The sequence below is a fragment of the Amycolatopsis sp. NPDC034160 genome, assembly GCF_055575355.1.
The window spans coordinates 103,805-115,292 of the sequence record NZ_JBVISU010000009.1 but is presented as its reverse complement, the minus strand read 5'-3'; the positions used below and the strand labels follow the sequence as shown (position 1 = coordinate 115,292).

Here is an 11,488-nt window from a genome sequence, read left to right as displayed (position 1 = left end):
GGCGGCGGTGGTGTGGACGGCTTCGCAAGGTGACCGGCTGGCGTGTTGGCGCGAAACGGGGACAAGGCGGAACGGTAGCGGTACCGCCTTTGAGACTCGGCCATTCCGGCCGTCGCCGCGAAACGGCGACGGCCCCAGAGCGGCGGAACCGGCGTGAGACCGGCCCCAATCGTTGCCGCGAAACGACGACGGTCGCAGGGGAAGAAGCGGATGGCTGGTCCCGCGGCATCGCCCCTCCGGGCCGTCGCCGAAGAACGGCAACAGACCAGGGCAGCGCCATTGCCGAAGTACGGCAACCGATTCGGGCGGCGGTGGTGGTGTGGGCTGGCGCGACGCGACCTACTCGGTCACCAGTTCCGCACGGCGGGCGCGTACCCCGCCGGCTTGTCCCCGACCTTCACCCCGGGTGAGATCACCCAGTTCTGGTACTCCGGCGTGAACATCCGGTACACCGACTCCGGCGGCACCGCGCCGGCCTCGTCGAGGATCGTGCGCAGTTCCGGCGGCAGTTCGAAGTCGAGCGCGGCCATGCTCGTGCGCAGCTGGGCCGCGCTGGACGCCCCGACGATCGCGGACGCGACGCCCGGCTGGGTGGCGACCCAGTTGATCGCGACCTGTGCCATCGTGACGCCGAGTTTGGCCGCGACCTCCTCCAGCGGCTTGAGCAGGGCCCAATCGCGCTCCGTCCACGCCTTCCCGGCGTTTCCCGGGTTACTCAGCCTGCCCTCGCCGGCGGGCGTCTCGGTGGTCCGGCGGTATTTGCCGGTGAGGAAGCCGCCCGCCAGTGGGCTCCACGCGGTGATGCCGAGTCCGAGGTGCTGTCCCATCGGGACGTGTTCGGTTTCGACGGTCCGCTCCACGAGCGAGTAGGGCAGCTGGAGGTTGACCGCCGGGGTCAGTGCGTGCGCTTCCGCGAAGGACTGTGCCCGCGCGGCGTACCAGGCGGGCACGTCCGAAAGTCCGGCGTAGCGGATCTTTCCCGCGCGCACCAGGTCGTCGAACGTGCGCATCACCTCTTCCGGCGGGGTGATGCGGTCCCAGGTGTGGAGCAGGAACAGATCGACGTGGTCGGTGCCCAGCCGTCGCAGTGACGCCTCCAGCGCCCTGATCAGGTGCTTGCGCCCGTTGCCGCCCGCGTTCGGATCGCCGGGGTCGACGCTGTTGGTGTACTTGGTGGTGAGCACGACCCGGTCGCGCACCTTCGCCTCGGCGATGAGGCGGCCGAGGATGGTCTCGCTTTCACCGGCGGTGTAGAAGTCGGCGGTGTCGATGAAGTTCCCGCCCGCGTCGAGGTACTCGCGGAAGATCGGGCGGACCTCGTCCTCGGTCTTCCCGTAGGCGGCGTGGAAACCGCCGGTGCCGAAGTTCATCGTGCCGAGGGCGATCCTGCTGACACGCAGGCCGGACCGGCCGAGCAAATAGTACTGATCCAGTGTCATGGCGTAACTCCAGTGGTTCAGTGGTGTCCACTGTGGACAGGGACAACGAAGTTGACGGTCTTCTCGTCGAGGATCTTGTGCGTCGGGTCGGCGAGGCCGATCCACACCTTGTGCGGTCCCGCGGGCAGCGACTGGATGATGAGAGGCTCTCCGCTGCCGTCCGCCCAGTGCCATCGCGCGTCGTCGACCGTCACATGGATGTGGCCGATCCGAGGCGAGACGTCGAGCGCGGCCGGGCCGTAGACCGGGACGATCCGGAGGTTCACCGCCCGGTAACGCAGGACGACCAGGCCCATCGCGAGCTGTTCGGGCAGCGGCTGGTCCACGACCAGCGAGGGCGGCGGTTGGGACGGCAGCGGCACGACGGGGGCGGGTGACCAGTCGGCGGCGACGGCGGCAGGGGGAGCGGCTGCCGGTGGCGCGGGCGAGGCGGCACCGCAGGCGGCGGTGGCGACGAGGAGGGCGGCGGCGAGGGCGAGCTTCCCAAGAACGGGCATGAGAGCACGCTAGGACGGCCGCGGGGACCTTGGCGCCTGTCGGATGACGTCATCGGTGTACGTCACCCGTGACACTTTCCGGTGATCACCAGGTAGCGGCACTTCAGGCGGGGAATACCGAAGACATCAGGACGGGGGCGGAAAGTAAAGGAGAGAACGATGAAGACTCGGATCGCCGCCTTCGCGGCCGGCGTCACGCTCATGATCTCCGCGGGTGCCGTCGTCGCCTCGCCCGCCTCCGCGGACCCAGTGCCCGGTAACCCGAACCAGTTCTACGCCTACTGCGCGGTCGATCTTCTCGGCACGCCTGTCGTTTGCACGGAGACGAGCGACGCGTACGCCTCGCATATCTGCCAGTACATGGTGACCGTTTTCGGCATGCTCGGGCTGGACTGCATCCAGCGCTGATCACCGGTCGTCCTCGCCGACGATCGTGCGGAGTTTGTGCAGGGCGCGGTGCTGGGCGACCCGGACTTGCCCGGGGCTCACCCGCAGGACGGCGCCCGTTTCGGCAGCCGACATGCCGACGGTGACCCGCAGCCGGATGATCTCCCGCTGAAGACCGGGCAAGGTGTTCATCAAGCGGGTCAATCGGTCGTGCCCGTCGGCGGCGAGGGCCTGCCGTTCGGGTTCGTTGGGTTCGGGCGTCGCGCGATCGGGCAAAACGGCCGTGGGTTCGGATCTGTCCCCGGCCCGCCACCGGAAGGCAGCGGCGACCTTCCGGGAGGCGATCCCGAGAACGGTGGTGAGAAAGGAGCGGCCGGTGGCGCTGGCGGCGGGAAGCGCGGTGAGCACGGCGAGGCAGGTCTCCTGTGCGACGTCCTCCGCGGCGATCACGCGGGTATCGATCCCGTCCATCCGGCTCCGGCAATAGCTCGCGACGACCGGCTGGACGATCTCCATCAGTTCCTCGGTGGCGGTGGGATCCCCGCACTGAGCCCGGGGGACGAGGAATTCGAGGTCCGCCGTCAGCGCACCGTCGTCCGGAAAAGGAGCCGCCCCCGGCGAGGCGCGTTCGCCGGGGGCGGTCCAGGTCAGGCGAGTTCCCAAAGCGCCGGCACGTTGGGCGGTTCCCAGCCGGGCATGGAGGTGTGCGGCTGGATCACGCGGTAGTTGCTGCCGCCGTAGCTGGCGGTCGCGCCGGAGCCGTAGTAGGTGTACGGCGCCCAGGTGCCGCCCGGCGGGTTCGACGTCGTCGGGCTGGTCGGGGTGGTGGTCGGCGTCGTGGTGGTGCTGGACGGCGGGGCCCCGCTGACCGTCAGGCGCAGGTTGTAGACGCTCAGGATCTCCGTGACCGGCTGGAAGTAGATGGTGCCGCCGGAGGTGCAGTTGCCGGAGCCACCGGAGGTGACGCCCTGCGCCTGGTCGCCGGTGAGCCACGAACCGCCCGAGTCACCGGGTTCGGCGCAGGCGTTGGTCCGGGTGAGGCCGGTGATGGTGCCCTCGGGGTAGGTGACCGAGGTGTTCTTCTGCAGGATCGTGCCGCAGCGCCAGCCGGTGGTGGAGCCGGAGCGGCACACCGACGAGTTGACCGGGGCCTCGGTCGAACCGGCGACCGGCACGGTGCCCGGGTAGCGGTTGACCAGCGGGCGCGGGGTGTTGCCGGCGTCGGCGCGGACCCAGGCGTAGTCGTTGCCGGGGAAGCTGGAGCCCGCGACGGTGCCGCTCGGGTTCGAGGTGCGCGTGCCCGTGGTGCCGCAGTGCCCGGCGGTCACGAAGCCGCCCTCGACGGCGAAACCGATGGAGCACCGGCCCGAACCGAAGGTGTAGGCGTTGCCGCCGATGATGTCGATCAACGGCCGCGGGTCCTCGGTGCTGGCCTCGACGCGGACCAGGTCGGCCTGCACGCCCGACTCGGCGGCCCATGACTTCGCGGCGGTCTCGCCGCCGGCGTTGGCCAGTACGACGATCGAGTTGGTGATCACGTCGGTGTACCAGCCGGGCACGGTCTTCGGCGCCTTGGCGGACTTGGCGTCCAATGCCAGCTTCGCGGCGTCGAGTTGGGTGGCGCTCCGGGCGACGGTCTTCGGGGTCGCACCGGCGGCCCGCACCAGGTCGGCCTGTGCCGCGTTGGTGACGGCCACGGTCAGCGAGGTTCCCGTGGCGTCCAGCCACGACCCGGCGTACGACGTGCCGAGCTGCTTTTTCAGCGTGTTGTCGGTGACTGCGGCGCGCTGCTCGCTCGCGAGCCGGAGTTTGGCCTGTTCGGGGCTGATCTTCAGGTCCCGCGACATGGCCGCGAGCATTTCCGACTGGGCCTGGTCGGTGGCCGTGGCCGGTTGACCGGCACTCGCGCTCGGGGTGAGGGCGATGGCCGTGACCAAGCCCGCCCCGGTGATGGCCGCGGCTGTGGCGGCGAGGATCTTTCTGTTCATGTCGACGCTTTCCTCGAAACTGGCGGGGGAGGAGAGGGAACGTTCCCGACCGTACGAGGCGCATCACGCAACTGGTACATACCATTTGGGTCATATCGACGGGCTTGAGCGCCGGGTGATATGACACTCGGGCGAGCGGATCCGGCCGGTGAATCCGTTGTCATGCAAGGGGTTCCGTGACCTGGAGGCCAGAGTGGACGTCCGTGCCGCTGCTGGTTGGTCGTGCCGTCCTAGTCGTCAATACCGTACTTTTGAGGGGTAAGGCAAAGGGAACGCCGGAACTTCTCACGGAGTGAGGATCGCCAGTGCAGCTTTTCGGACGCGAAGCCGAGCTGAAGGGGCTGGGCGAGCTTGTCGACGGCCCTGCCGCGGGCTGCGCTGGTGTCCTCATCCAAGGCGAACCGGGCGTCGGCAAGTCCGCCGTCGTGGCGGAAGCGGTCGCCGCGGCGACGGTCGGCGGTCTGCGGGTACTGCGCACGACCGGCGTCGAGGCCGAACGGAACTTCGCCTACGCCGGTCTGCACCAGCTGCTCTTCCCGGTTCGAGCGGGCGCGGACACCCTGCCCGCGCCGCAGCGGTCCGCGCTCTGGGCGGCGCTCGGCCTGGCCGAGGCGGCGGAGCCCAACGCCTACCTCGTCGGGCTCGCCGCGCTGACGCTGCTCGCGGAGGAGGCGGCGGCCAAGCCGCTGCTGATCGTCGCCGAGGACGTCCACTGGCTGGACCGGGAGAGCGCCGACGTCCTCGCGTTCGTGGCCAGGCGGATCGAGTCGGAGCCGATCGTCCTGATCGCGACCCTGCGGGACGGGGAGCCGTCGCCGCTGCGCGACGCGGGGCTGCCCTCGATGGGGCTGGAGCGCCTGCCCGACGCGGTCGCGGCCGAACTGCTCGACTCCGTCGCCCCGAGGCTCACGACCCCCGTCCGGTCCCGGCTGCTCGCCGAGGCCGCCGGCAATCCGCTGGCACTGACCGAGCTGCCGTCTGCCGTGGCCGATGCGGCCGATCCCGTGCTGCCGCTGACCGAACGGCTCGAGCGGACCTTCGGTGACCGGTTCGTCGCCTTGCCGGAACCCGGGCGCACGACTTTGCTGGTCGCGGCGCTCGACGAGACCGGGTCGATCACCGAGATCCTGGCGGCGGCGGGCGTGCTGCTGGGCGAAACCGTCGAGCCCGAAGTACTGACGCCCGCCGCGGAGGCCCGGTTGATCGACCTCGAGCCACGGACGGTGTCGTTCCGGCATCCGTTGATGCGTTCGGCCATCCCGGCAACGGCCTCGGCCGAGGAACGGCGGCACGCGCACCTCGCCCTCGCCGACGTCCTGCGCGAGGAGCCGGATCGCCGGGCGTGGCATCGGGCCGCCGCGGCGATCGGCGCCGACGAAGCCGTGGCCGCCGAGCTGGAGAACGCCGCCGACCGCGCCCGGCACCGTGGCGGGCCGGTGGCCGCGGTCGCGGCGCTGGAGCAGGCCGCCCGGTTGAGCACGGATCCGGAACGGCGAGCGGACCGGTTGCTGCGGGCGGCCGAGCTGGCCGTCGAATCCGGCGGGCGGGAGAAGGCGGAACGGCTCGTCGAGGACGCCCGCGCCGGCGAGCTCACGCCACGGCAACGAGCGACCGCGAGCTGGTTGCTCAGCGGGTTCGAGGACGGCGTGCGCGAAGACCTGTCCCGGGTCGGGGAACTGGCGCGGCTGGCCGAATCGGTCGCGAAGGACGGGATGCCGGATCCGGCGATGCGCATCCTGTGGGGTGCCGCCATGCGCTGCTTCTGGGCCGAACCCGGCCCGGAGGCGCGGCGAACCCTGCTGGCCGTCGCGGACCGGCTCCCGATCGAGAACTCGGACCCGCGCCTCGTCGCCGTCACCGCCTACGTCGCGCCGTTCGAACGGGCCGAAGCCGTACTCGGTGACCTGCACGGACTGGCCGCCACCAGCGGAACCGACCCCGAAGTCGACCGCTTTCTCGGCAGTGCGTCCCTGCAGGTCGGCGCGGTCGATCTGGCCGCCCGGTTCTCGGCGGCCGCGGCCCCGGGGCTCCGCGCGCAGGGCAGGCTCGGCCTGCTGCCGAGGGCGTTGGCGGTCCAGGCGTGGAGCCAGGTCCGGCTCGGCGACCTCGCCGCGGCCGTCCCGGTCGCGGCGGAAGCCGCCCAATTCGCCAAGGAGACCGGTCAGCCGTTCATGTACGGCCTCGCCACCGCGGTCCAGGCCGAGATCGCCGCGCTGCGTGGCGAGCACAAACAGGCCAAGGCGCTGGCCGACGAGGCCGAACGGGTCGCGCTCGCCGCCGGTGCCCGGCCGGTACTGGCGACCGTCCAGCTCGCGCGGGGTATCGCGGCGTCGAGCGAGGGCCGCTTCGACGACGCTTTCGACGACCTGCGGCGGCTGTTCGATCCCGCCGATCCGGCCTTCCAGCTGGCGCTGCGCGTCTACTTCGTCGCGGAACTGACCGAGGCCGCGATCCGGGCGGGACAGGTCGAGGCCCTGCGGGAGATCGTCGCGGAGATGGAGCAGCTGGCCTTGTCGACGGCGGCACCGGCCCTGCACATCGGTTTGCGGTACGCCCGAGCCGTCCTCGATCCCGGCGACGACCTGTTCGAGACGGCGCTGCGGGCGGAGCTGGACGGTTGGCCCGCCGAACGCGGGCGGCTGCGGCTGGCCTATGGCGAATGGTTGCGGCGACAGCGGCGTGTCGTGGATTCGCGGGCGCATCTGCGTGCCGCGCGGGAGACCTTCGACGCGCTCGGCATGACGGCGTGGGCCGAACGCGCGCGCCGCGAGCTGCGCGGCGCGGGTGAGTCCAGCCCCAACCGCGGCCCGGACGCGCGGGAGAAGCTGACCCCGCACGAGCTGAGCATCGTGCAACTGGCCGCGGAGGGCCTGACCAACCGGGAGATCGGGCAGCGGCTCTATCTCTCGCACCGGACGGTCGGCACGCATCTGCACCGGATCTTCCCGAAGCTGGGCGTGACTTCGCGGGCGGAACTCAAGAAATTCTCGTGAGTGGTAACGACGGTTCTAACCGTCATCACCACTCACGAGGCCGCGGTCAGGCGCGCAACCACACCGCTGTGTCCGTCGGGAGTTCGCCGTCGACCGGGCCGCTGGTCAGGAGCACTTCGCGATGCGGAGGGAGCGGTACCGGCGTGTCCGAGAAGTTCAGCGCGAAGGTGAACCCCGGCGCCCGCGTGAACGCGAGCACTCCGTCGCCGAGCGACAGCCACTCCAGGACTCCGTCGCCGAGCGCGGAAAGCTCCTCCCGCAGCCGGAGACCGGCGCGGTACAGCCGAAGCATCGACGCCGGATCGGCCGCCTGCGCATCCACCGTGCGGGAGCGCCATTCCGCGGGCTGGGGCAGCCAGGTTCCGCCGGTGCCGAAGCCGAACGGCGGCGCGTCGCCAGCCCAGGGAAGCGGGACGCGGCAGCCGTCGCGGCCGGGGTCGGCGCCGTTCGTCCGGGTCCACACCGGATCCTGCCGGCGCTCGTCCGGGAGGTCTTCGATCTCCCACAGGCCGAGCTCTTCCCCTTGGTAGACATACAGACCACCGGGCAGCGCCAAGGTCAGCAGGGCCGCCGCCCGCGCCCGGCGGGTCCCGAGTTCGAGGTCCACCGGAGTGCCGTGCAGCCGGTCCGCGAACGCGAAGCCGGTATCACCCTCGCGTCCGTACCGGGTGACGTGCCGGGTGACGTCGTGATTCGACAGCACCCAGGCGGCGGGCGCGTCGACCTCCTCGTGCGCCAGCAGCGTCCGCTCGATGACATCCCGGAACCCGGTGGCATCCCAAGGACACACCAGGAAGTCGAAGTTGAACGCGGCGTGCAGTTCGTCGCGCCGGAGATACCGCGCGGCACGCGACATGTCCGGCAGCCACATCTCACCGACGAGGACCCGGCCACCCGGATAACCGTCGGCGATCTTGCGCCACGACCGGTAGATGTCGTGCAGTCCCTCCTGGTCGGAGAACGGCGTCTCGTCACCAGGGTCGACGTCGGGCAGCCGCGGGTCCTTCACCAGCCCGTCGGCGACGTCGATGCGGAAGCCGTCGACGCCTCGGTCGAACCAGAACCGCAGCACGTCTTCGAAATCCGCGCGGATGTCCTGGTTGTCCCAGTTGAAATCCGGCTGGCGCGAACTGTAGAGGTGCAGATACCACTCGCCGTCGGGGACCCGCGTCCACGCGGAGCCGCCGAAGCGCGACTTCCAGTTGTTCGGCGGTTCGGAGCCGTCCGGCCCGCGACCCGGACGGAACCAGAATCGCTGCCGCTCGGGTGATCCGGGTGCCGCCGCGAGGGCGTCCTGGAACCAGCGGTGCTCGTCGGAGCAATGGTTCGGCACGATGTCGATGATCACGCGGATACCCTTGGCGTGTGCCGCGGCGATCAGGTCCTCCGCCTCGGCCAAGGTGCCGAAGAGCGGGTCGATCTCCCGGAAGTCGGCCACGTCGTAGCCGCCGTCGTCCATCGGCGAGGGATACCACGGGGTGAACCAGATCGCGTCGATCCCCAGTTCGGCCAGGTAGTCCAGCCGCGCGCGAATCCCGGCGAGGTCGCCGACGCCGTCGCCGTTCCCGTCGGCGAAACTGCGGATGTAGACCTGGTAGATCGCCGCGCTCCGCCACCATCCGGCGGCGGACTGTCCCAAAGCGGTCACGGAAGTGCCCTCCTCAGTAGTGCGTGGATACCCCGAATGCGACGAAAATCAACCCTTGACGCTGCCGGCGGTGAGCCCGGCGAGGATGCGTTCAGCGGCATGTCGATGGCCACCCGCTGCCGCGAGATCGGCAGGATGATGCGCCACAGTGCTGCTCATCTCAAGCCTCATCTCACCGATCGCGACGGCTGTCACGTGCTTGCGGTCACTCTAAAGTGACGAATCAGAATCACGCAATAACTGGATGAGAACTTGCAAATTGCCGACAACGACGGAACGGCTTACCGGCGGGCGGTGGAACCCCGGACGACGAGTTCGGGGGCGAACAACAGCTCCTCGGCGGCGACTTCTCCGCCGTTTATGCGCTTGACCAGCAGTTCCACCACGGCGCGGCCCATCGCCTCGATCGGCTGGCGGGTCGTGGTCAGCGGCGGATCGGTGCAGTTCATCAGCGCGGAATCGTCGTAACCGACCACTGAGACGTCTTGGGGGACCGACAGCCCCTGTCGCCGGGCCGCGCGGATCGCGCCCAGCGCCAGCAGGTCGCTCGCGCACAGGACGGCGGTGGCGCCACGCGGGTACAGCCGGGCCGCGGCCGCGTGGCCGCCCTCGATGGAGAACATGCCGTGCTCGACGAGTTCGTCGAGCACCGGAAGGCCGAGTTTCCCGGCGTAGGCGCGAAACGCCTCGAGTTTGCGCTGGGACGGCACATGGTCGGTGGGGCCGAGGACGAGGCCGATCTTCTCGTGTCCCAGAGAGCTCAGATGCCCGACGGCCTGCTCGACGGCGACCGCGTCGTCGCACGAGATCTGCGGTAGTCCGAGGTGCTCGACGGCGGCGTTGATCAGCACCGTCGGCAGGCGGCGTTCGGCGAGATGGTGGTAGTGGGAGTGCACCGCGTCGGCTTGGGCGTACAGTCCGCCGGCGAACACCAAGCCGGAAACCTGTTGCTGCAGCAACAGATCCACGTATTCCGCTTCGGACACCCCGCCCGCGGTGCGGGTGCACAGCACCGGGGTGAACCCCTGCTGGGCGAGGGCGTTGCCCAGGATCTCGGCCAGTGCGGGGAAGATGGGGTTCTGGAGTTCGGGAAGGACGAGCCCGACCAGCCGGGCGCGGTCGCCGCGCAACTGGGTCGGGCGTTCGTACCCCATCACGTCCAGCGCGGTGAGGACGGCGGCCCTGGTGCTCGCGGAGACCCCGGACCGGCCGTTGAGCACCCGGCTGACCGTGGCTTCGCTGACTCCGACCTTGCGGGCTACTTCGGCAAGACGACGCGTCATAGGTGAAACTTTACCGCAAAAGAGCGCAAGAACTAGACAGCCTTGATCGGTGCCGTGCCGGGTTCCTTCCGGCCGCGGAAGTCGCGTGAAGACGGGACGAGCGCGGCGGCCGCCGGCGCGGCGAAGCAGATGACGGCGCACGCTGCCAGCACCGGCCCCGCCCCGAACTCGCTGATCGCGGGCGCGATGAACGCCAGCCCGGCGGGCGCCAGGCCGTAGGAGAACAGGAAGTCCAAAGAGGACACGCGGGCGAGCTTCCCCGGCTCCACCTCCCGCTGGGTCGCGGTGAACCACGGGACGTTGAACAGTTCGATGCCCAGCCCGGCGACGGCGTACGCGGCGATGACGAAGCCCGGGTGCACCGGGAACAGCAGGCTCAGCGGCGCGAAGCCGTAGCAGCCGAGTCCGATCAGCGCGGCCCAGCCCTGCCGTCGCGGCCGCCAGTGCGCGATGACGACGGCACCCACGAGCGCGCCGAGTGTGTACGCGGTGAGTCCGCCCGCCAGGACGGCTTCGCTGTCGTAGCGATCGCGGCTGATCAGCGGCAAGACGACGCCGGTGGCGGAGTAGCCGGTGGCGATCACGGCGGTCAGCGCGCCGAGCCCGGCCAGGAACCACGGGTGACGGCGAGCTTCGCGGAGCCCGTCGGCGAAATCGCCGAAGAAGCGGGTCTTGGTGGCGGCCGGCGGTGGCGTGAAGGTGCCGCGGGGCGGGATCAGTGCCACGCCCAGCCACAGCACCCCGGTGCCGATGACGAGAGCCGACGTCGAGGCGACGACGGCGAGCAGTGCGGTGAGGCCGGGCGCGACCAGCGTCGTGACCCGCACTGCGAGGGTCATCGCGGCGTTGGCCTGCTGACGCCGGTCCTCGGCGATCACTTCGGCGGTCAGCGCCTGGAACGCCGGGCGGCAGGCGCCCTGGCCGACCCCGACGATGGCGGCCGCGACGGCCATCAGCGGGACGGACCGGCCCATGCCGATCGTGATCAGCGGGGTGGCGAGACCCGCGAGGAGACCCGCCCACAGCACGACCCGACGACGGGAGTGCCGGTCGGCGAGGACTCCGGCCACCGGTACGGCCACGAGGAATCCCGCGGTACGGGCGGCCAGCACGATGCCGAGGTCGACGGCCGAAAGCGAGCGTTCGAGCACCGCCAGCCCGAGGATGAACGGCAGTGCCCAGGTCGCCAGCCCGGATGCGGTGTTGCCGGTCCAGAGCCGGGCGAAGGACAGGGTGCGGAGCATGCCGGAAGA

Annotated in this window: 9 protein-coding genes; 2 read left to right on the top strand and 7 right to left on the bottom strand. The window is 70.5% G+C overall.

The features are described from left to right. Positions 1 to 347 precede the first annotated feature (347 nt). Together ACZ54P_RS19810 and ACZ54P_RS19805 are read right to left on the bottom strand one after the other, a co-directional pair. Positions 348 to 1,439: an aldo/keto reductase gene (locus ACZ54P_RS19810; RefSeq protein WP_465463009.1), complete on the bottom strand. Its 1,092-nt coding sequence runs from the start codon at positions 1,437 to 1,439 to the stop codon at positions 348 to 350. Between the two features lie 17 nt (positions 1,440 to 1,456). Next, the gene (locus ACZ54P_RS19805) at positions 1,457 to 1,936 is read right to left on the bottom strand and encodes a DUF6130 family protein (protein ID WP_465463008.1); all 480 of its coding nucleotides are present in this window, start codon (positions 1,934 to 1,936) and stop codon (positions 1,457 to 1,459) included. 159 nt (positions 1,937 to 2,095) lie between these two features. Here ACZ54P_RS19805 and ACZ54P_RS19800 point away from each other — a divergent pair, with 159 nt between their 5' ends. Continuing rightward, positions 2,096 to 2,344 (top strand): hypothetical protein, encoded by a 249-nt coding sequence (locus ACZ54P_RS19800; RefSeq protein ID WP_465463007.1) that lies wholly within the window; start codon positions 2,096 to 2,098, stop codon positions 2,342 to 2,344. Here the strand turns inward: ACZ54P_RS19800 and ACZ54P_RS19795 are convergent, their stop codons facing one another. Beyond that, on the bottom strand, positions 2,345 to 2,986 hold the full coding sequence (locus ACZ54P_RS19795; RefSeq protein ID WP_465463006.1) for a sigma-70 family RNA polymerase sigma factor: 642 nt from the start codon (positions 2,984 to 2,986) through the stop codon (positions 2,345 to 2,347). Continuing rightward, positions 2,971 to 4,311 carry an alpha-lytic protease prodomain-containing protein gene (locus tag ACZ54P_RS19790; protein WP_465463005.1) on the bottom strand — a complete coding sequence of 447 codons (1,341 nt, stop codon included), beginning with the start codon at positions 4,309 to 4,311 and terminating at the stop codon, positions 2,971 to 2,973. Before ACZ54P_RS19790 ends, ACZ54P_RS19795 begins: the two co-directional genes overlap by 16 nt. A gap of 305 nt (positions 4,312 to 4,616) precedes the next feature. Here ACZ54P_RS19790 and ACZ54P_RS19785 point away from each other — a divergent pair, with 305 nt between their 5' ends. Beyond that, the gene (locus ACZ54P_RS19785; protein ID WP_465463004.1) at positions 4,617 to 7,304 is read left to right on the top strand and encodes a helix-turn-helix transcriptional regulator; all 2,688 of its coding nucleotides are present in this window, start codon (positions 4,617 to 4,619) and stop codon (positions 7,302 to 7,304) included. A 46-nt stretch (positions 7,305 to 7,350) separates the two neighbouring features. Here ACZ54P_RS19785 and ACZ54P_RS19780 read toward each other — a convergent pair whose 3' ends face one another. The 3 genes from ACZ54P_RS19780 to ACZ54P_RS19770 all read right to left on the bottom strand — a co-directional run bounded on the left by ACZ54P_RS19780 (position 7,351) and on the right by ACZ54P_RS19770 (position 11,479). After that, positions 7,351 to 8,952, bottom strand: coding sequence for a glycoside hydrolase family 13 protein (locus tag ACZ54P_RS19780; RefSeq protein ID WP_465463003.1), 1,602 nt, complete (start codon positions 8,950 to 8,952; stop codon positions 7,351 to 7,353). A 281-nt stretch (positions 8,953 to 9,233) separates the two neighbouring features. After that, complete coding sequence (locus tag ACZ54P_RS19775) at positions 9,234 to 10,235, bottom strand: LacI family DNA-binding transcriptional regulator (RefSeq protein ID WP_465463002.1); 1,002 nt, start codon at positions 10,233 to 10,235, stop codon at positions 9,234 to 9,236. Between the two features lie 32 nt (positions 10,236 to 10,267). After that, entirely contained in the window at positions 10,268 to 11,479 is a 1,212-nt protein-coding gene (locus ACZ54P_RS19770) for an MFS transporter (protein ID WP_465463001.1), read from the bottom strand. Positions 11,480 to 11,488 lie beyond the last annotated feature (9 nt).